General features: G+C 44.6%; 19 protein-coding genes. 12 read left to right on the top strand and 7 right to left on the bottom strand.

All coding sequences use genetic code 11. The annotated features are described in order from the left end of the window. Nucleotides 1-96 precede the first annotated feature (96 nt). From V7R39_RS16470 to V7R39_RS16485, 4 genes are read left to right on the top strand one after another with little or no spacing between them, the layout of a single operon-like run. On the top strand, nucleotides 97-393 hold the full coding sequence (locus V7R39_RS16470) for a YcgL domain-containing protein (protein WP_269520876.1): 297 nt from the start codon (nucleotides 97-99) through the stop codon (nucleotides 391-393). A 1-nt stretch (nucleotide 394) separates the two neighbouring features. Then, on the top strand, nucleotides 395-1,366 hold the full coding sequence (locus V7R39_RS16475) for a lytic murein transglycosylase (protein WP_438823557.1): 972 nt from the start codon (nucleotides 395-397) through the stop codon (nucleotides 1,364-1,366). Continuing rightward, nucleotides 1,366-2,031: a fumarylacetoacetate hydrolase family protein gene (locus tag V7R39_RS16480; protein ID WP_334032018.1), complete on the top strand. Its 666-nt coding sequence runs from the start codon at nucleotides 1,366-1,368 to the stop codon at nucleotides 2,029-2,031. Before V7R39_RS16475 ends, V7R39_RS16480 begins: the two co-directional genes overlap by 1 nt. Next, nucleotides 2,031-2,534, top strand: coding sequence for a YcgN family cysteine cluster protein (locus V7R39_RS16485; protein ID WP_334032019.1), 504 nt, complete (start codon nucleotides 2,031-2,033; stop codon nucleotides 2,532-2,534). The genes V7R39_RS16480 and V7R39_RS16485 overlap by 1 nt, the downstream gene beginning before the upstream one ends. A gap of 33 nt (nucleotides 2,535-2,567) precedes the next feature. Here V7R39_RS16485 and V7R39_RS16490 read toward each other — a convergent pair whose 3' ends face one another. The 3 genes from V7R39_RS16490 to nhaB are packed head-to-tail and all read right to left on the bottom strand — an operon-like array spanning nucleotide 2,568 to nucleotide 5,230. Beyond that, nucleotides 2,568-3,119 carry a GNAT family N-acetyltransferase gene (locus V7R39_RS16490; protein WP_334032020.1) on the bottom strand — a complete coding sequence of 184 codons (552 nt, stop codon included), beginning with the start codon at nucleotides 3,117-3,119 and terminating at the stop codon, nucleotides 2,568-2,570. Beyond that, nucleotides 3,116-3,643: a disulfide bond formation protein DsbB gene (gene dsbB, locus V7R39_RS16495; RefSeq protein ID WP_334032021.1), complete on the bottom strand. Its 528-nt coding sequence runs from the start codon at nucleotides 3,641-3,643 to the stop codon at nucleotides 3,116-3,118. Before dsbB ends, V7R39_RS16490 begins: the two co-directional genes overlap by 4 nt. 3 nt (nucleotides 3,644-3,646) lie before the next feature. Further along, nucleotides 3,647-5,230: a sodium/proton antiporter NhaB gene (gene nhaB / locus V7R39_RS16500; RefSeq protein WP_334032022.1), complete on the bottom strand. Its 1,584-nt coding sequence runs from the start codon at nucleotides 5,228-5,230 to the stop codon at nucleotides 3,647-3,649. 439 nt (nucleotides 5,231-5,669) lie between these two features. Here nhaB and fadR point away from each other — a divergent pair, with 439 nt between their 5' ends. The 3 genes from fadR to V7R39_RS16515 all read left to right on the top strand — a co-directional run bounded on the left by fadR (nucleotide 5,670) and on the right by V7R39_RS16515 (nucleotide 7,958). Beyond that, the gene (gene fadR, locus V7R39_RS16505; RefSeq protein ID WP_269520882.1) at nucleotides 5,670-6,380 is read left to right on the top strand and encodes a fatty acid metabolism transcriptional regulator FadR; all 711 of its coding nucleotides are present in this window, start codon (nucleotides 5,670-5,672) and stop codon (nucleotides 6,378-6,380) included. 285 nt (nucleotides 6,381-6,665) lie between these two features. Next, on the top strand, nucleotides 6,666-7,025 hold the full coding sequence (locus V7R39_RS16510) for a phasin-related domain-containing protein (protein WP_334032023.1): 360 nt from the start codon (nucleotides 6,666-6,668) through the stop codon (nucleotides 7,023-7,025). 126 nt (nucleotides 7,026-7,151) lie between these two features. Continuing rightward, complete coding sequence (locus V7R39_RS16515; RefSeq protein WP_334032024.1) at nucleotides 7,152-7,958, top strand: hypothetical protein; 807 nt, start codon at nucleotides 7,152-7,154, stop codon at nucleotides 7,956-7,958. 172 nt (nucleotides 7,959-8,130) lie between these two features. Here the strand turns inward: V7R39_RS16515 and V7R39_RS16520 are convergent, their stop codons facing one another. Next, nucleotides 8,131-9,564, bottom strand: a complete 1,434-nt coding sequence (locus V7R39_RS16520; protein WP_334032025.1) for a hypothetical protein — start codon at nucleotides 9,562-9,564, stop codon at nucleotides 8,131-8,133. A 59-nt stretch (nucleotides 9,565-9,623) separates the two neighbouring features. After that, complete coding sequence (locus V7R39_RS16525) at nucleotides 9,624-11,093, bottom strand: DUF3336 domain-containing protein (protein WP_334032026.1); 1,470 nt, start codon at nucleotides 11,091-11,093, stop codon at nucleotides 9,624-9,626. A gap of 229 nt (nucleotides 11,094-11,322) precedes the next feature. Here V7R39_RS16525 and V7R39_RS16530 point away from each other — a divergent pair, with 229 nt between their 5' ends. From V7R39_RS16530 to V7R39_RS16540, 3 genes are read left to right on the top strand one after another with little or no spacing between them, the layout of a single operon-like run. Further along, nucleotides 11,323-12,531, top strand: coding sequence for a DUF445 domain-containing protein (locus V7R39_RS16530; RefSeq protein WP_334032027.1), 1,209 nt, complete (start codon nucleotides 11,323-11,325; stop codon nucleotides 12,529-12,531). A gap of 15 nt (nucleotides 12,532-12,546) precedes the next feature. Beyond that, nucleotides 12,547-13,224 (top strand): TetR/AcrR family transcriptional regulator, encoded by a 678-nt coding sequence (locus V7R39_RS16535; RefSeq protein ID WP_334032028.1) that lies wholly within the window; start codon nucleotides 12,547-12,549, stop codon nucleotides 13,222-13,224. Then, entirely contained in the window at nucleotides 13,224-14,663 is a 1,440-nt protein-coding gene (locus V7R39_RS16540) for a wax ester/triacylglycerol synthase domain-containing protein (protein WP_334032029.1), read from the top strand. Before V7R39_RS16535 ends, V7R39_RS16540 begins: the two co-directional genes overlap by 1 nt. Nucleotides 14,664-14,746: 83 nt before the next feature. Here V7R39_RS16540 and V7R39_RS16545 read toward each other — a convergent pair whose 3' ends face one another. Continuing rightward, nucleotides 14,747-15,499, bottom strand: a complete 753-nt coding sequence (locus V7R39_RS16545; RefSeq protein ID WP_334032030.1) for a DUF1439 domain-containing protein — start codon at nucleotides 15,497-15,499, stop codon at nucleotides 14,747-14,749. A gap of 194 nt (nucleotides 15,500-15,693) precedes the next feature. On the opposite strand from V7R39_RS16545, the gene V7R39_RS16550 reads away from it, so the two are divergent. Further along, entirely contained in the window at nucleotides 15,694-17,343 is a 1,650-nt protein-coding gene (locus V7R39_RS16550) for a GMC family oxidoreductase (protein ID WP_334032031.1), read from the top strand. Nucleotides 17,344-17,384: 41 nt separating this feature from the next. Here V7R39_RS16550 and V7R39_RS16555 read toward each other — a convergent pair whose 3' ends face one another. Continuing rightward, entirely contained in the window at nucleotides 17,385-18,098 is a 714-nt protein-coding gene (locus tag V7R39_RS16555) for a TetR/AcrR family transcriptional regulator (RefSeq protein WP_334032032.1), read from the bottom strand. Between the two features lie 275 nt (nucleotides 18,099-18,373). Here V7R39_RS16555 and V7R39_RS16560 point away from each other — a divergent pair, with 275 nt between their 5' ends. Beyond that, on the top strand, nucleotides 18,374-19,213 hold the full coding sequence (locus V7R39_RS16560) for a crotonase/enoyl-CoA hydratase family protein (RefSeq protein WP_334032033.1): 840 nt from the start codon (nucleotides 18,374-18,376) through the stop codon (nucleotides 19,211-19,213). Nucleotides 19,214-19,247: the final 34 nt, after the last annotated feature.

Below are 19,247 nucleotides of genomic sequence, written 5' to 3' on the forward strand. Positions count from 1 at the left end.
CAATGAAAGCACTGAAATAAAAGCGCTGAAACGCAAAAGCCAAAATAAAGCGTCAGTTTTGGTAAACGTAAACACAGAATAGAAACGAGAAATAGTATGTTATGTGCGGTTTATAAAACCCGAAAAAAACAGGGCATGTATTTATACGTGCCTAAAAAAGATGTATTTGACGACGTACCAGAGCCTCTTATGCAGCGCTTTGGCAAGCCTGAGTTAGTCACACTGCTAGCATTAGACAAGCGTGAAAAGATAGCAGGCATCGACAAGCAGAAGCTCACAGATGAATTAAATAGCAACGGCTTTTACCTACAAATGCCGCCTAAAGAGGATGATCTTCTGTCTACTCATCGAGTTTCTCTTGGTCTATCTTCTTCACCGGACAAAAAGTTTTAGTATGCGTTTAACTATGTTGTTAGCAATGCTGGTGGCAAGTATTGCTGTGTCTTCATCTCAAGCCAGCGACAATGAATTTAATGATTACCTCAAAACGCTAAAAAGCGAAGCGATAGAAAAAGGTTATGACGTACAGTTTATTGATAGCGCTTTTAGCGATATCACATTTCGACCTACTGCCGTTAAATCAGATAAAAATCAGCCGGAAAAGAAAATCACCTTAGACGATTACATTGTATCGCGAGTACCTGATTGGAAAGCTGAGCAGGCAGTACAGAAATACCTTTCAAATAAAGTGTTACTGGACGAAATTGGACGCAAATATGGTGTTCAACCACGCTTTATCGTGGCGCTGTGGGGAAATGAGTCAAACTTTGGAAAAATACAGGGTTCGTATAGCGTACTGTCGGCACTAGCCTCTCTTGCGTATGAAGGGCGTAGGGAAGCACTATTCAAAAAGAATTTCTTTGCTGCGCTTACAATTTTAAGTGAAAAGCACGCACAGGTGGATAATTTTAAAGGCTCCTGGGCAGGAGCGATGGGGCAGACCCAATTTATGCCAGTATCGTTTCTCACCTATGCTGAAGATTATGACGGCGATGGTAAAAAAGACATTTGGGGCACAAAAGCCGATGTGTTTGCCTCTATTGCTAATTATCTGGCCTCAGAGGGCTGGGATGACACGGGGACATGGGGCCGCCAGGTAAGACTCACCAAGCCAGTAACGATATCTGGCTTGACAAAAGCCAACATGAGGCCACTTTCGTTTTGGCAAGACCAAGGCGTAAGACGGTTTGACGGTAGCGACCTTCCCAATGTGGATATTAAAGCGTCGTTAATTATGCCTGACGGTGAAAACGGCCGGATCTACCTTGTCTATAATAATTTTCACACCCTGATGAAATGGAATCGTTCGACCTATTTCGGCGTTTCTGTTGGATACTTGTCTGAACGCATAAAGAGAGGATATTGATGCCTTATCAACACAAAAGCGTGGCTGAGCAGTCTATTGCTCTTCCAGTCAATAAAGTTGTGTGTATTGGTAGAAACTATTTAGACCATATTCAAGAAATGAACTCAGTGGTGTCTGAAGACCCTTTGCTTTTCATGAAGCCCAAGTCGGCCATGTGTGATATGACAATGCCACTTGCGATACCCGCTGATAAAGGTGCCTGTCACAATGAGCTAGAAGTCGCAGTGCTGTTAAAAAATAGCCTCAAAAATGCCAGTGATTCTGAAGTTGCCGACGCTATCTGGGGTATTGGTTTAGGGCTAGATTTAACGCTACGGGATGTGCAAGCATCGCTTAAAAAGCAGGGGCAGCCTTGGGAGCGAGCAAAGGCTTTTGATAACAGCGCACCACTTTCATCTTTTGTTCCGTTGGCAGAAATTGATAATCTCGACGACTTGCGTTTTACCCTCAAGATTAATGGCGAGGTGAGACAGCAAGGCCACACAGCGTTGATGCTACACAAAATTATTCCGTTAATTGCGCACATGTCCACCGTATTTTCTCTCGACGCCGGCGATGTTATCCTCACAGGAACGCCAAAAGGCGTTGGTCCGCTTAACGACGGCGATACAGTAGCCGTATCGCTAGACGCTTTCTTTTCGCTTCAAACTAAGGTAATTGTGTAATGCCCGCATCGTCAGCGCCATTTTGGGAAACCAAATCATTGGAAGAAATGAACCAAACCGAGTGGGAATCACTGTGCGATGGATGTGGTAAGTGCTGTTTACACAAGTTTATTGATGATGAAAGTGTAGAAGAATACAGCCCAACCGACTTTATCAATGCCAACGAGCAGATACACTATACCAATATTGTATGCTCTTATTTAAATACAAAAAAATGTGAGTGTACCGAGTATCAAAACAGAACTGTGCTAGTGCCCGATTGCGTCAAACTGACGAAAGAAAACCTGAAAGACATCTTTTTTATGCCAACAAGCTGTACCTACAGAAGGTTACATGAGGGCAGGGGAATGCCGTCGTGGCACCCGTTGCTTAACAAGGGTAAAAAGCATGTCATGCATGCGAAGGGCATGTCTGTTCGCAATAAAACCATATTTGAGACCGATGTAGATTTAAATGAATTTGAGAACTACATTGCCATATGGCCGCTGGAAGACTTAGATTAGACCTGAAGTTTATTCGTTACTTTATTCGTTACTTTACTCACTAATAAGCGCATAAAGTAGGGCGTCTCTGCCAAAAACTCGCTTGCGGCATAGCCCTTCTTTTATAGCACCTATACGCTCGGCGACTCGCAAACTGGCTTTATTGTTTGGCTCAACAAAACACTCCAATCTATTTAAGTTCATTTGAGAAAAGGCGAGCTTTTTCAGTGCCTCACAAATTGCTGTGGCAAGGCCTCTGCCACAGGCATCTGGACGCAACCAGTAACCAAGGTTTGCACTAAGATGAGTATGATGTATGTGGTTAATAATACCCATGCCCAAGCATCGCTCTTCATGCACAAGTAAATAGGTTAAACCATAGCCACTCTCTCTCGCCTTTTCCATATTCTCTATGCACTGCTTAGATAAAGCCGGAGTCACGGGGCAGGTTGACGCCCCAAACCATGGCTTTACATGATGAATAGACTGTTGCCCTGCTTCACACAGCATGTCGCAATGCTTGCGAGCAATACGCTGTATGGAGACGGGGCCTTGCTCAGTATGAATCGGAGGAAGGCGAGAAGGGAGTATTGATAAATCAATCAAAAGGGCTTTTTATCCAATAGCCTGCAAGCAAACACGACAATAAACGCAATGGCATAGGTGGCGAAGATGATTTGCATCCATTCTGCCATGCCCATGGACAGGAATTGCCATGTGTTTTCCAGGCAGTCACCCTCTGCGGCGAACACGGCAGGGATCCACTCATGAAGCTGCAGCCAAGAAGGAAAGTTAGGCACAATCTCGCAGCTTGCAAAAAACGGATTGGACGCATTAAGCAGCTCAACATGCTCAGTAGCAAGTAAATACCCCCATCCCGCGGACACTGCCCACCCGGCAAAACCAAGCATGCGCGTAAACCCATTATTGCTAATCACTACAATTAACGCTGAAAATACGATGCCATACATCGCCGTGCGCTGGTAAATACACATGATGCAAGGCTTAAGCCCCATGGCATACTGAAAGTACAGGGCTGCAATTTCAAGTGCCAGTGACGTGGCAAAAAGCACAAGCCATGATGACTTGTGCTCGGCCCACTGACTAATACCGTGAATAACGCTTCGCATTACTTAGTGTCCTACCGCTTCAGTCCCAACCGCGGTGGCAGAGTGGTGCTCAATTAAGTGCATATCGTATAACCATGCGGTGGCATCGGCTAAACCTATATAGGTTGCCAACAAACCAACAACGGTCAGCACGACGGTATACGGCAGTGCCATAATTACCATTTTCCCGTAGGAAAGGCGCAGTAACGGCGCTATGGCAGAAGTCAGTAAGAATAAGAACGCAGCTTGTCCGTTTGGTGTTGCCACACTGGGTAAATTCGTACCTGTGTTAATGGCTACTGCAAGCATGTCGTATTGATCCCGTGTAATTTGCCCAGCTTCTAAGGCGGCTGTTACTTCGGTAATGTATACCGAGCCTACAAACACATTGTCGCTGACCATAGAGAGAACACCATTGGCCAAGTAGAACATCACCATTTGGGTTTCACCTTCAAACGACAGTACCCAGTGAATAACTGGCTGGAAAAGCCCTTGGTCGATAATAACGGCAACAACACCAAAGAAAACAGCAAGCAGTGCAGTGAATGGCAGTGCCTCTTCAAACGCTTTGCCTAAGGCGTGTTCTTCAATAACGCCGCTCATAGAGGTGGCTAGCACAATAACAGAAAGACCAATTAGCCCAACAGACGCCATATGCGTGGCTAGACCTACAATTAACCAAACACCGATTAACGCTTGAACCAGTAACTTTGCCTTCTCGCGCTTACTGCGCCCTTCATCCATATGCATATTGTAATCGGCAAGAATTTGTCTTACCGCAGAAGGAAGCTCAGCACCGTAAGAGAACAGCTTCATTTTTTCTACAAAAATAGTCGTAAGCAAACCAAACACAAAAACAGGCAGAGAAACGGGGGCCATACGGATGAAGAATTCGACAAAATTCCAGCCCGCTTTGTCGGCAATAATAAGGTTTTGGGGTTCACCGACCATGGTCATAACGCCGCCAAGCGCTGTACCAACGGCAGAGTGCATCATGAGGTTGCGTAAAAACGCACGGAAATCCTCTAAGTCATTTCGACCAATATCGTGCACGCCATCATCACTGGTATGGTCGTGGTCAGAGTGAAATTCTTTGCCCGAAGCGACTTTGTGGTAAATAGAGTAAAAACCTAAGCCAACACTGATGATAACTGCAACAACAGTAAGGGCATCTAGGAACGCTGATAAAAACGCAGAGGCAAAAATAAATGAAAGGGAAAGAATGAGCTTGTTTTGAACCTTAATAACCAGCTTGGTAAATAGGTACATAAGAAGGTCTTTCATGAAGTATATGCCTGCGACCATAAAGACCAGCAATAGCAACACCTCTAAATTGACTTCAATTTCATGCATCATATGACCGGGGGTGGTCATTCCTATGAACATAGCCTCTATGAGAAGCAAGCCTCCAGGCTGTAGGGGATAGCATTTAAGTGCCATCGCAAGGGTGAAAATAAACTGGATAACAAGTGACCAGCCTGCAATATAGGGGTCCACCATAAATACAAAGGGGTTGGCAATGAGAAAGGCAATAATCGTCTTTTTGTACCAATCGGGCGCATGTCCCAGGAAATTCTTATAGATCGCCGAGATCATTGAGGTTTGCATGAGTTCCTGTTCCTTTTACAACAAAGCACGCATTTGTGCGTATCTTTACACTGTATATTTGCGATTCATCGCGTTACAAATCTGTTGCTGAGTAGTCTCACCCACTGTAAAAACAGTTTTGTCGCGATTATTATAGTCGGGTTTTAAGCGTACATGATATTAACGTGTTGAGAAAGCAGTTCACGGGCATCTAATGACGAAAGTTACTGAAAATTTGTCGAATTTTTTATCATGGTATAACAACTTATTAGAAAGTCTGTCGAATGTGAGTGTTTTGTGAACAAAAACTCAGTTTATCACTTTGTCACGGGAACAAAATTTAAGGTAATAGTGTCTAGGTCCCCCAGCTGACGTATATTTCGTTGTGTGAATGTGCAACCATCTGGTACAATCAGTTGTTAAATTTTATGATCTTATGTAAACGTGCAGGCGATTAGTTATGATATATAAGGCGCAGAGTCCCGCTGGGTTCGCCGAAGAATACATTGTGGAGTCAATTTGGAGCGGCCGCTTTCCGCCAGGTACTATTTTGCCTGCAGAAAGAGAGTTATCTGAGCTAATTGGTGTTACCCGAACTACGCTACGAGAAGTGCTTCAACGACTCGCTAGAGATGGATGGCTAACTATTCAGCACGGCAAACCAACAAAAGTGAACAACTTTTGGGAAACGTGCGGTTTAAACATTCTAGAAACCCTTGCTCGACTCGATCAAGAAGGTATTCCTGAGTTAGTTGATAACCTGTTAGCCGCACGCACAAACTTAAGTGCAGTGTTTATAAGAGGTGCTATCCGTCACAACGCGCAAGCGTCGGCCGATATTATTGCTCGATATAAAGACGTAGAGCAAGAAGGTCTTGCCTTTGCGCAGTTCGATTATCAAATGACCCACGATTTAGCGCTTGCATCTAACAATAATGTATTTGTGCTCATGATGAATGGATTTCGCGGTCTGTATTCACGTATTGGTGGATATTTCTTTGCTCACCAAGACGCTCGCGACATCGCCATGAAGTATTATGCAGATTTACTTGAAGTTGCAGAGAGTGGCGACCATGACCGTGTGCCAAATGTAGTAAGAAACTACGGCATAGAAAGCGGAAAAATGTGGCAAGAAATTCGAAACGACATGCCAAAAGACTTGGTAGACTAGGGCGTGTTGATCTCTGCTGTACATTTTTGCAGCGGTCTGTGAGCTATAGAGCTATAGAGCAGCACGCCCTGGTAAACGGCTCTTATTTCGTTTCAAGCTTTCGATAAAAAACGCCTTTCGGTAAGACTACTCAGTGCAGGGAAAACCTGCCAAATTAGAGTGTTTTTACCGAAGGGCGTTTTTTTACTTTAATTTTGTTTTTAGTATGCGGTTTCTAATTGTAAAGCGTAGAGTTTACTTATGGTGTTTAGTCACACCCCAATTAGGCACTCATAGGAGCTCAAAATGACTACTAAAGATACTATCAAAGGCAAAATTAATGACGCTGAAGAAATGGCGCGTAAAATTTGGTTAGCAGGTCTTGGCGCTTATGGAAAAAGCGTTGATGAAGCTCAAGGTCGATATGACAAGCTAAGTGAAGAAGCAAGCAAAATGTTTGATGAGCTTGTGTCGAAAGGCGAAACCCTAGAAGGCGATGCACGCAGTAAATTTAAATCTACAACCAATGATGTTGAACACCGCGTTGCTGATGTTCGTAAAAAGCTGGGTTTAGATGCAGAGCCAGCAGATCAACGTATCGACGAGCTATCTGCAAAGATTGATGCGTTAACTGAAGCGGTTGCTAAGTTAGCTGCAAACAAGTAATAACCAACGTGCTGCTTTTAAACATTAGCGCAGCAACCATACGTTAAAAAGATAGGTGGTGTAGAGTGAAAGTCCGAATCCGGATAATGACTACACCATCTTTATCTCCTTCATTAAGGAGGCACCATGAGTAACAATTCTACAGAGCCGAAAAAGACCGTTGTGGTTAGCGCCGAAGTAAAAGCTCCGGCTACATCGCAAGGCTCTATCACGACATCATTAAAGTCTTCGCCTATTTTTGGTTGGTTTTATGCTGGAGCAGATATGCTTTCTGCTGAGTTGGACCAAGTGGCAGGCTTAGTGAGCAAGCAAATTGATAAAACCAGCGAGACTTTGCAAGAGATGCAGTCAAAAGGCATTGAAGTTGAGGCTGATTTAAGACGCTCATTTAGCCCGTTTGTATTTTTTGATGCTGCTCAGAATTTAGTAAAATCGACATCTGTCTATTCAGTGTTATTTGGCGGGCAAAAGCAGCAGCGTAAAGCGCAGCAAATAGATGAGCTTTCCGCTAAGGTGGATGCGTTAGTAGAGCAAGTAGCACTGTTAGCGGCTAAAGAAGCGTTTAAGCAGGCTGAGAAAAAAGAGACGCCTAAAAAAGCACCCGCAAAAACATCCGCTAGGGCAGCATCTAAGCCCACCGCCAAGGCGACAGCTAAAGCCTCGACGACAAAAGCGGCCGCTGCTAGAGCGTCAAAAACAAGTAGTGGTAAAAATACGGCGTCGGCCACGGTCAAAACGACGGCTACGGTCAAAACGACGGCTTCTAAGCCTACAGCAAAAGCGACTGCGTCTAAACCATCAGCAGAGTCGACTGCAACGAAAGCGACTGCGTCTATACCTGCAGCAAAAGCGAAAGAGTCAAACGAAGAGGCTCCTTCTAACGCTTCGAGCGCAACCGTTTCACCGAGCAACACTGAAAAGAAAAACGGCTGAGCGAGTTTTTAAAATAGCTCAAGCAAGTCAGTTATCACTAGCTTAAACGAGCCGGTTATCCAAACAAAAAAGCAAACCTTCCGGTTTGCTTTTTTTTGCCTACATTTTTATACCTAGTCACTTAGCAAAAGTATGAAGCCACAAAGCTCAACATTATTTAAAAGATATGAGCTTACGTATTTTTTGCCCAAATGTTTTGGTGCTTTTTAAAGCCAAAGAAGTCGTGGGGCTCCCAAAAGCTAGGCACCAAATCATCTAATGATTTTTGCGAGAAGTTACTCGATAACTGACTCATTATTTCACTGAGTCTTGCTTCTCCCAACCGCATCAGTTTTTTTCTATTAGCAGGGAAGTACAGGTTTCTACTCTTTTCTATTACTTCTTGAGCGCCGCTTGTCACAAAGTTCTGATTTCGCGTGACTACTTTGCAAATTGGCTCGGCAGGTTTAGCTGGATTAAGACCCGTTACTATCGCGTATTCAAACTGGTTTTTTTCCTCGCCTTTTTCATTTTTCGGAATAAAGGCAACACCAAAGCCTTGTGGGAAATACCCAACTAGGCTCATAAAGTCTTGTGCCAAGTTTTTGTTCAAACTCCCTTTTTTCGCCAGCTGCTCTATAAGCAAGTAGCCTTTCGGTAAATCTAGGCGGGTATAATCTGCCTTGGTAGATAGCACAATAGACACATAAATCTGTGGTATTTTGACCAGCTCTCCCAGCCCTGTTTTTGACAAGAACGCGTCTTTTACCAACTGTTGAAGAAAATCAGACGCTTGGGTATGAGCTTTAATAAAGCGGTCTCTTTCTTCTCTTACATTGCCGGTGTAATTCAAAATGCCTAAGCCGTCAGACAAATACTTCATAGTGAAGTGATAGTTTATCTTAAGTAAGTTTTTGCGCTGCTCTTCATCAAGCAATCTGAACTCGTCTAAATCGCCATCTTTACCTTTTAAAATGGTAAGTGCACCGGGGCTTTGCAAGCCAATATCTTGAAGGAGGGCTGCGGATATTAGCGGCACACCCAATTCAGTTTTCCATTTGTCTTTCCAATACTGATCGTTTCGAAAGCGCGAAATAGCTTCGCGGTATTTAGACAAATAAGAGTGGGCTATCATGTCATGGTCTAACAAGCGGTCAGCCAGCCTTAATGTAAGAACGGCTTTATATATAGGCTTGTACCGTTGATGTACTTTTGCGAAGCTACCCTCGGCACCGCGAGTAAGCAGCATTAATGTTCCTAGAAACTTGGCGCTTAATTGCTGAGTCTCAGCCCAGGTTTCACCCTCACACAACTTAATTACTGTAGTGCAGACGGTTTCAAGTCTTTCAAGGCGGGCTAGTCTTTCTTCTTCAAGCTTATCGTTATTGTTTTTTATCTGTTTAGCAAGTTGACTAGCAAGAACCTCTTTGTCTTTCCTATCTTTTATTTTGAGTAGATGTTCTTTTAAATCGGTGGTGTGCTGTTCTAATGTTGTGGTTAGCGTGAAGTAATGTCGCGCATCCTCAAAGATAGAGCCGAACCCGGTCTCTTTGGGATACACTAAAGAAAGCAATTGTTTGACTTGTTGTGTGTAAATACTGTCGGGGTTTTGGCTTTGTGAACTCACCGTGATCCTTTAAATTGTTCTCGCATCAGCCAACGACACGTTGCCATGACGTACTCGCGTTACGGCGTGTGATGCGCAAGATGTCGAAGCTCCATCGCTTCTCGTTTTTTCAACTGCGCTAAATGATAACGCAATTTCTCACTTATTTTGGTATTTCTTTCTATTACATGGAGTTGTGGCCAAGACGCTTGCTCTCCACTAGTCATTAATTCATCCATGCTTTCTAGCGTTGGGTTAGCTAAAACTTTTGAAATGTTGCTCAATTGACGCTTCGGCAAAATATTAATATCACCGACATATTGCTGATCAATTATTGACCTTACTTTGTGAATAGCAAGTTTAGCACTCTTATTGCCCACCATTTTTTCAATAATATCAATAGCGAAAACGCTGTTTGATTTTGCCAACTGGCCAATGTGGCGAGTTGTGATGTCCCATAGGGAATGTGCATCGATTCTTCTGGAAGAAATAAAAGGGACTGCTAGCGGATTTGTCTGGCTTACAATGCTGTGATTAACACCGTAAAGCCTGGCCAATCGTTTAAACGGTAAATCGGCCATTAACGATCCATCTGCAAATCGTCGATTGGGAATGTATGGGACGATTTCGCCCGATGGCGTCTTTGCCTTTAGCTGCACCGGGCTAAATACAATAGGCACAGCGCAAGATGCTCTTACAGCTTGGCTGATAATAGCGTTGGGCGATGTTTTTGCATTCAGTAAACGAGAATGCTGATGTAAATCGGCAGGTGATACCGTAATGGTAACGTGTCGACCTGTTTTTCTAAAGGCTTCTTCAAACGTCGTTAAGTCGAATAACTCAATAAGTGCATTTTCCAGCATGGAGCTATCAAATAGACTGTCTTTGCTAAGACCAGCAAAAGTACGCCAGTGCTTGAACATTTCGTAAATTCGTTCTGAATCTAAGGATTCTTCAAGCTCATCGTGGGTTCGGGTGGCTAGCATAGCGCCAATAATGGAACCTGCAGAGGCACCAGATATAACGGTGGGTAAGAGTCGTCTTTGATTTAACGACTTTACAACGCCTGCGTGAAAGAAACCAAGGCCTGCACCGCCAGACAACATTAGGCAGCTGCGGCCGAAAGCGTGGGCAGTTTCTTCAAAAAACGAGAGTTTTTCATAAAAGTCCACGTCGTATTCATTGGCATTCACAATCTGCTCAAGCGTTAAAGAAACCTCATCGATAAATTGTTCAATGAGCTTTTTTGTGCCTATTTTGCAGTGAGTTTGTAACGCAGGATTAGCAATATTGCCCAAGTTTCCATGCAGTCCCTCATGCAGTATGGACATGAGGGCATGGATATCGCCTCGACCTCTTGCAATTTGAAGGCGTTGCACCCGTTTTTGAATAAGTTTGTAGTCGTAGTCTTCACTCTCATCCTTTGCCTTCCAGTCGTCAGCGCCAGACATGGCATCATAAGCCAGACAAGCAGCCTCATATTCGTCGTAGTTACTCGCGTGTTTAATATCACGTTCAAGCTTTTTTAACGGTAAATCGAATGCTGTCATGGCAACCACCTTATTTATTCCAAGCACAAAACGCCTAAAATCATAGTAGATATCAAAATTAGAATTCACTACCTAAGGTTGGGTATAAATCGCGTTATTCAGCGGCATTGGGTGTAGAAATTTGTTTTCTATCAACAATTACGTCTAATTACATTTTTTACGTTGACCAAATCATAAGCACTCAGTAGCCTGAGTAGTAGAATAAAAAATTGGAACGTTTGTTCGCTGTATGGACTGGAATATTCAAACCCTTAGCTTGCTATCAATACCACTGATAAGTGCAGTTGTTGGTTGGGCGACAAATTATCTTGCAGTTAAGATGATGTTTTACCCCATCGAGTTTGTGGGCATTAAGCCTTTTCTGGGCTGGCAGGGTCTCATTCCGGCTAAACGTCGGCAAATGGCAGAAATAGAAGTTGAGCTTGTTTTAGGTAAGTTACTGAGCGTGGAGGAGCTTGCTCAACGGCTCGATCCCGATGAACTCACCAAAGCTATTGAACGCAGACTGAGCCAAGTTATTCGCAAAGTGGTTAACGATGTTATGGCCGAGTCGGCACCTCAAATGTGGGCAGCACTGCCGGTTCAAGGAAAGAATTTAGTTTATCAACGCATTGAAAACGACATGCCGAATGTTGTGCATAAAATGGTGGATGATTTTCAGCACAATGTGTCCGAAATTCTCGATATTAAAGAGCTCGTTGTTGAGCAACTGGTTAATTCACCAGAGCTGATCAACGAAATTTTTCTCACAGCTGGCAGTAAAGAGTTTCCCTTTATCGTGCGTTCAGGGCTGTATTTTGGCTTTCTCTTTGGCTTACCCACCATGCTGTTGTGGTACTTCTACCAAGCGTGGTGGATTTTACCTTTAGGCGGCTTGCTAGTGGGGTATGCCACAAATTGGATAGCCATTAAAATTATCTTTGAGCCCAAGCGGCCCCGAAAAATCGGCCCCTTTGTGGTTCAAGGCATGTTTTTAAAACGTCAAAAAGAAGTGTCTGAGGTGTACTCGTCGATTATAGAAGAGAAGCTGATTACGCCTAAAAATATCACCAATATCATTTTACACGGCTCTGGCTCGGCGCAGTTACTCGAGCTTATTGAGCTGCATGTTAACGACGCTATCGAGCGCTACGTGGCCATTGCACAGCCTTATTTTGCGCTCGGGGTAGGGTCAGAAAACTATCACAAAATGAAAGCATTAGCAGTGCAGCAAATTTTTGATAACTCGGAAAAATACCTGCTTTATGCCTACGATTACGCCAATGGCGCTATGCAAATTGGCCAAGACTTGAGCTTAAGAATGCAGGCGCTAAGTGCAGAAGAATTCGAGGGCGTGCTGCGCCCAGCGTACCAACAAGATGAGTGGAAATTGATATTAACCGGCGCGTTGTTAGGTATGGCCGCTGGCTTTATGCAGCTTTATTTGGTGTTTATGTAGGGAGCGTTTAGCGCAATGAAAACAGCACAGCGTATCTTGCTTACTGCCTTGGCGATGTTTAATGAGCACGGAGAAAACTCCGTTACGAGTGTCGATATTGCCATCGAACTCGATATAAGCCCTGGCAACCTTTACTATCACTTTAAGGGCAAAGAAAGCATCGTGGTGGCGCTGATGAAAATGCACGAACAGCAAATGCAGGCATTACTGACCCAAGACAAGCTCGATACCTTACGTGCAGAAGACATAATCTACTACCTGTATTTGCTTATTGATAGCATTCACGTATTTCATTTTTTATATAAAAGCCCTGCTGACTTGGCAGAGAAATACCCACAGATAGTGAAGCGTCGGCAGCATATTTTGGCCAATCTTAAACGTCAAATCACATTTCTATTCGAATCGTTAGTCAAGCAGAAGGTGCTGATTGCTAGCGACGCCGATCGCGTTTTATTGGTCGAGCTTATACTACTCATCATTACTCAGTCTTGTCAGTTCGATGAATTAAACAGTCACATGGATGACGAGACTCAACGGTTTCATGCTTTATCACTTATGATGGTGAGTATTCTTCCGCGACTTGCTATGAATGAAGAAGAAAAGGTAAAGCTAGTGGCCATACTCCATTCTCACGAGTTTGCCAATAGTATAAAAAGTGAATCACCACTGTACGCCGTTAACGGGGATAATTAATGTCAAAAACCCTTAGTTTTTTAGACAAATCGTTCTGGATAACGGAATCGGATGAAAACCCAAAGCACGTAGCGTGTTTACAGCTACTAGCGCTTCCTAAAGACGCCGACAAAAAAAACTACGTACCGACACTGTTTAATGAGATAAAGAGCTACACTCGGGCCACATCGCCATTTAGTTGTGCAGTGAGGACCTTTCTTGGGTATCCCATCGGTTTTAAGCCGGTCAAAAAGCTGCACATGGATTACCATGTGCAAATTCACCGGGTAGCCAATGTGCAAAACAGAGAAGCCCTCGACGCCATTGTCGCCCGTCTTCACGCCTCCCGTTTAGACCCCGACAAGCCCCTTTGGCAATACCATTTTATTTTTGATGAGATTAGCGACACCTTTGCCATTTATGCGCGCGTACATCACATGTATGGCGATGGCACCACTTTAGTTCGCTGGTTTCAAGCGGGCTATGTCTCACACTCTACCGACGGCAAATTTACGCCTATTTGGGCAACGAAGCGGCTTAAAAATAAAAAGCGGGATCCGATCAGTTTGGTGAAACGTCTAGTTGGCGTGGGATATGCCCTTAAAACCGTATTCGATTTGCTGGTTATTTTCATCCGAATCTTTATGAAGCTGCTTAGAGTGAACCCGCACTATATGCCGGTGCCGTTCACCGGTACCAAAACTATGCTTACCGGGCAGGTAAAAGCGGGAAGGGTAGTGGCAACTGTCGATTTAGATTTTAAACGGGTAAAAGCATTAGCGCGGCGCACCCGATCTACTGCAAACGAAGTGCTGTTGTGTGCATTTGATATTGGTGTACACAAACTGCTTAAAGAGCACGGCCAAGTGTTTAAAAAGGCGCTGTACACCAATATGCCCATTAACCTTCGTAAACCGGGTGAAAAAACCACCGGCAATAAAATTGCGATTGTTCCAGTTAAGCTCGCTCATGGCGAAAATGATCCTTACCTTAGGTTAAGACAGATAGTCGTTAATCATCGCATAGTGAAGCACGCGGCCCAGCACGCCCGTCCAGCTGCGTTTAGTGGCTACACTGTTGTTATTCAGTCGATGGCATTGGTTTTTGAGTGGCTGCGCTTATCAAACGTGGTAAAGCCCATTGCTAATATACTTATTTCCAATGTGCCGGGTCCTAGAGAAACGCGATATTTAAAAGATGCCAAGTTACTTGCCTGTTACCCCATATCAACAATGACACCGGGGGGCGGGGTGAACATTACTTTTATGACCTATGCCGACACCGCCAACGTGGGTCTTGTGTGTTGCAATGAAAACGTAGAGTCCCTGCAGCCACTCGCTCTTTATGTGAAAGAAGCCTTTGATATGCTGGAGGCAAGTGTGGACGACCCTAGATTAAACATTGATGATATCGGTGAACACATCGATAAAGTGCCGCTTTCTATAGTGACTGAACATTAGGGCTTTCTTGGCTTAGTATTTTGGTTACGTTGGTTGAGCACTAGGGCTATGTTGATTGAGCGCTATGTTGATTAAGCGCTTCGTTAGACGAGATAAAAGCGAAGTCGGTCGTCTTCTACGCGCACACTTTTGCCAACTCGAGCAAACAGGGCCTCGCGCCAATGCGACTCGCGCATGGTATGACTCAGATTAGCGGTATTAAGCTCACTTTGAATGGCCTGGTTAATTTGCGGTTTGTGATAGTCTAGTACCGCTTGTTTCGAGCCTGATAAAAAGAGCTTTAAATATTCAGCAGCCACATCTGACGTACCAACGGTAAATAGAGACATTGCCGAACGCAGTGACGATGTCACCAAAATATTAATGCCCTGCGGGAAGAATTTATTTAACAGGTAGCGAGAGTCTTGTATCAGCGCGTAATTATCATCGACCAGCGTGATGGTATCGATATTGACGTGGGTGAGTAATACGGTTTTACTAAATTCATCGTATTGGGGCGTTGCGCTTGATACAACCACAAGGTGCGCTCGATAAAGCGTGTTATCAGCCACGTCGATATTTATACTAGCAAGACATTGAAGCACTAGTTTATTATTTTCGTTATCGAAGGCTATTTCGCCCTCATGTACTTTGACTGAGCCAGTACCAATGGGAATATTAAGTGGAAATCGGTGGGGGAATAAGTCGGCTATTAACTCGTGAAGTTCTTCTTTTGTGAAGTCATCAAAGCGCAGTTTACCGAGTTTGATAAGCAGTCTAGCAATGAGTAGCTTACACCTATCTTTAAGCGGCATGCGCGATGGTTGACTGTCGATAGACGGCGAAGAGAGAGGCATAGCGACTGTGTAGACCCTTGTATTAAAACTGAGAACATTTCAAGACTATTATGTTTTGTGAAAGTTACAACACAAAACTTTCCCGAAGCACGGCTAATTTGCTAATCTGGTCTTACCACAACCTTTTGTTAACAATTAGAGCGTTAACAACTAAAACGTTAATAAATAGAGCGCTAATAAATAGAGCAGTGACTATGAGTGAAATACAAGGTAAATACGACTACATCATTGTAGGTGGAGGCTCTGCGGGAGCGGTATTAGCGACTCGATTGTCTGAAAATCCAGCCCTTGATATTTTACTTATCGAAGCGGGCGCAAAAGACACCAACCCTATGATCCACATCCCCTTTGGCATTTCCTTGTTAAGTCGTTTTGAGGGCATTGGTTGGGGATATCACACTGCACCGCAAAAAGAGATGTACGACCGTGAACTCTTCTGGCCTCGGGGAAAAACCCTAGGCGGCAGCAGCTCTGTTAATGCTATGTGCTATATACGTGGTCAAGCCGAAGACTATGATCGCTGGGCGTTTGAGGAAGGCGCGGTGGGGTGGTCCTTTGACGACGTATTGCCTTACTTCAAACGTGCTGAAAACTTTGAAGATGGGGCTGATGAGTACCATGGCACAGGTGGTCCGCTTAATGTGAGTAAGCTTCGACATACTAGCGTGCTCTCCGACGCTTTTGTTGGCTCAGCCTCCTATGGCGGCTATCAGCAAATCGATGACTTTAATCGCGGCCAGCGTGAGGGTATAGGTCATTACCACGTTACTCAGGTTAACGGGCAACGTTGCTCTACGGCGAAAGGCTATTTATCACAAGCAAAGCACCGCAATAACCTCACTGTACTCACCAAAGTGGCTGCCGAAAAAGTTGTGTTAAAAGACAAACGCGCGGTGGGGGTACAGGTAAGAGAAAAGGGCTCTGTTGCCACGTACTTTGCCAAAAGTGAAGTGATCTTGTGCGGCGGTGCAATTAATTCGCCGCAGTTGCTGATGCTCTCAGGCATTGGCCCTCGCCTTGAGCTTGAAGAGAAAGGCATTTACGTCCACAAAGATTTACCTGGTGTGGGACAAAATCTGCAGGACCATCTCGATGCAATTGTGCAGTTTACCTGTGAGGCCCGAGAAGGTTATGCAGTAGCCGTAGGTGCACTGCCTAAGTACGTTAAAGCAACGGCAGAATACGCCCTTAAGCGCGACGGAATTTTTTCTTCCAACATTGCCGAAGCGGGTGGTTTTTTACGCTCGTCAATTGCAGGAGAATACCCCGATATTCAGCTTCACTTTTTACCCGCTATTCTTAACGATCACGGCAGACAGGTTGCCTTCGGTTATGGTTACGGACTGCACGTATGCTGCCTATATCCTAAAAGTCGCGGTACGGTATCACTGCAAAGCAATCACCCGGCTGACCATGCGCTTATCGATCCGAATTACCTCAGTGCGGTGGAAGATCAGCAGGTGATGATTGATGGGGTAAGAATGGCCAGAAAATTACTTGCTGCGCCTGATTTCGAAAAATTTAAGGGAAGTGAGCTGTATCCTGGTGTTGAGGCACAAACTGACGAAGAAATTTTGGAGTTTTTGCGAGAGCGTGCTGAAACTATCTATCACCCAATAGGGACCTGTAAAATGGGTAGCGAATCCGATGAGTTGGCGGTGGTAGATTCCCAGTTGAAAGTAAGAGGAATTGAAGGGTTAAGAGTAGTCGATGCGTCGGTAATGCCTAGTCTTATTGGTGGTAACACGAACGCACCAACGGTAATGATTGCAGAGCGAGCGGCTGATTTTATCAAGGCCACACATGAAGGGCAGCCAATACCCATTCAAACTGCGTCTGCGTAGAGTTAGGTATAGGGTTCTGTTTAGTAAAGCGCTTCTGCGCTCTAGGCTTTGTTCGACGCTTGCATAAATAAATCTGCGGCACAGTCACACATTTCTTGAATGTGGCTGCTGTCTGCATAAATACCATCTATCAACAGGCGTGCTATACCGTGAAGTGTGCCCCAGGTAACTTGTGCTAGTCGCAGAGCGTCTTGATTGTCCGGCAGCAACCCCTTGTTTTGCCAAAACTTAGTCATCGTTACTTGAAACTGGAAACAGGGAAAGGCCACGTCTTTTAAATCGCCAGTGGCCGCGTTGTTTTGCCAAATGGTGCGGCCAAACATAAGCTCATACATTTCAGGGTTAGCTGCCGCATAGCCTACATATTCACAAACGAACTCTCTAAAGCGTGCACTGGGTGTTTTATCTTCTTGTTCGAATATACGCTTTGCTGTTGAGTGCCAATCGCTAAAGCCCTTTGCGGCAATGGCGCTAAGCAGGGCGCTTTTATCTTTAAAATGATGATAGGGCGCAGTACGAGACACGCCTGCATCTTCCGCAAGCTTGCGTAAAGACAAACTATCTACCCCATGTTCGGATAAGCGCTTTGCCGCCGCGTTTAAAAGGGCAGTTCGAAGATCTCCGTGATGGTAGGACTGAGCCGGATTTGATACTGAGCTTGACACTGCATTTGATACTGTATTTACCGCTGCATCTGTTGCTGAAGTAACCACGTCGTCTGCCTCTCTCATGTCCGTCACATTTACTGCACTCATCGCTGTAGTCTCATTCTCTACGCACCCTCTATTTGCACTCTCTATTTAATGTATATTCGGTCTTTGCTGCCTGCGGTTTTTTACTCTTTCGTGATATCAAATATCTCGTGATCACTCATACAGAGATATGAACCGCCTCGCGGCGTTTACTATCTTACTCGATAGTTTTCTAAAAAGGCTACTTTATCTTGACACCGTCAACATAGCCTTTTATCTTGACGCTGTCTAGTTTGCAAAAATGTTAATAAAATTTCACCATGGAGACACCGCAAACCATGAAATACTCTACGCTAGAAGTTAAATACGAAGGGCTGATTGCACATGTTGTGCTTAATCGTCCTGAGGCGATGAACAGCATGAACCCGGCGTTTTGGACAGAGTTCCCCGCGGCTATACGTGCCATCGATGCCGAGGCCAAAGCGCGGGTCATTATAGTGTCGTCAACAGGCAAGCATTTTTCTGCCGGTATGGACTTAGCGGTGTTCTTGAACATGAAGGAAGATTTTAAAGGCGACCCGTCTCGTCGTGCAGAGCGCATGCGACGCACAGTAAAAATGCTGCAAGACAGCTTTACCGCTATTGAAGAAGCCCGTGTGCCGGTGATAGGTGCTGTGCAAGGCGGCGCCATTGGCGGTGCGGTAGACTTATTGAGTGCGTGTGATATGCGCTATTGCACTAACGATGCCTTCTTTACAATTAAAGAAACACAGCTTGGTATGACTGCCGATGTAGGTACCTTGCAGCGACTGCCTAAGCTAATTCCCATAGGCATGGTAAAAGAGCTCGCGTATACGGGCAGAAATTTTGGTGCACAAGAAGCGCAGCAGCTGGGTTTCGTGAATGACGTTTTCGAAAGCCAAGAAGCAATGCTTGAGGCTGTTACTAAGGTGGCTCTACAGATAGCGGCGAATTCACCCCTTGCAGTATCTGGCACCAAAACCATGATTAACTACGCTGTCGAGCACAGTGTTTCAGAGAGCTTAGATTATATGGCGACATGGCAAGCCGGCATGTTTCATATGGAAGACGTATTTACTGCGATGGAATCACAGAAAGCGCAGCAACAACCAGAATTTCCGCCCCTACATGGCGCTGTAAAACAAATGAAATCGTAGTTTCAGCAGGCACTGATAACAACATAATTACGAC

The sequence above is a fragment of the Alteromonas sp. P256 genome (assembly GCF_036864455.1).
In the GTDB taxonomy this organism is placed as follows: Bacteria; Pseudomonadota; Gammaproteobacteria; order Enterobacterales; family Alteromonadaceae; genus Alteromonas.

Bases quoted from the DNA above. Each gene is read 5' to 3' on its own strand.
- V7R39_RS16470 (WP_269520876.1), top strand. From the start codon at position 97: ATGTTATGTGCGGTTTATAAAACCCGAAAAAAACAGGGCATGTATTTA.
- V7R39_RS16475 (WP_438823557.1), top strand. From the start codon at position 395: ATGCGTTTAACTATGTTGTTAGCAATGCTGGTGGCAAGTATTGCTGTG.
- V7R39_RS16480 (WP_334032018.1), top strand. From the start codon at position 1,366: ATGCCTTATCAACACAAAAGCGTGGCTGAGCAGTCTATTGCTCTTCCA.
- V7R39_RS16485 (WP_334032019.1), top strand. From the start codon at position 2,031: ATGCCCGCATCGTCAGCGCCATTTTGGGAAACCAAATCATTGGAAGAA.
- dsbB (WP_334032021.1), bottom strand. From the start codon at position 3,643: ATGCGAAGCGTTATTCACGGTATTAGTCAGTGGGCCGAGCACAAGTCA.
- nhaB (WP_334032022.1), bottom strand. From the start codon at position 5,230: ATGCAAACCTCAATGATCTCGGCGATCTATAAGAATTTCCTGGGACAT.
- fadR (WP_269520882.1), top strand. From the start codon at position 5,670: ATGATATATAAGGCGCAGAGTCCCGCTGGGTTCGCCGAAGAATACATT.
- V7R39_RS16510 (WP_334032023.1), top strand. From the start codon at position 6,666: ATGACTACTAAAGATACTATCAAAGGCAAAATTAATGACGCTGAAGAA.
- V7R39_RS16515 (WP_334032024.1), top strand. From the start codon at position 7,152: ATGAGTAACAATTCTACAGAGCCGAAAAAGACCGTTGTGGTTAGCGCC.
- V7R39_RS16525 (WP_334032026.1), bottom strand. From the start codon at position 11,093: ATGACAGCATTCGATTTACCGTTAAAAAAGCTTGAACGTGATATTAAA.
- V7R39_RS16530 (WP_334032027.1), top strand. From the start codon at position 11,323: ATGGACTGGAATATTCAAACCCTTAGCTTGCTATCAATACCACTGATA.
- V7R39_RS16535 (WP_334032028.1), top strand. From the start codon at position 12,547: ATGAAAACAGCACAGCGTATCTTGCTTACTGCCTTGGCGATGTTTAAT.
- V7R39_RS16540 (WP_334032029.1), top strand. From the start codon at position 13,224: ATGTCAAAAACCCTTAGTTTTTTAGACAAATCGTTCTGGATAACGGAA.
- V7R39_RS16545 (WP_334032030.1), bottom strand. From the start codon at position 15,499: ATGCCTCTCTCTTCGCCGTCTATCGACAGTCAACCATCGCGCATGCCG.
- V7R39_RS16550 (WP_334032031.1), top strand. From the start codon at position 15,694: ATGAGTGAAATACAAGGTAAATACGACTACATCATTGTAGGTGGAGGC.
- V7R39_RS16555 (WP_334032032.1), bottom strand. From the start codon at position 18,098: ATGAGTGCAGTAAATGTGACGGACATGAGAGAGGCAGACGACGTGGTT.
- V7R39_RS16560 (WP_334032033.1), top strand. From the start codon at position 18,374: ATGAAATACTCTACGCTAGAAGTTAAATACGAAGGGCTGATTGCACAT.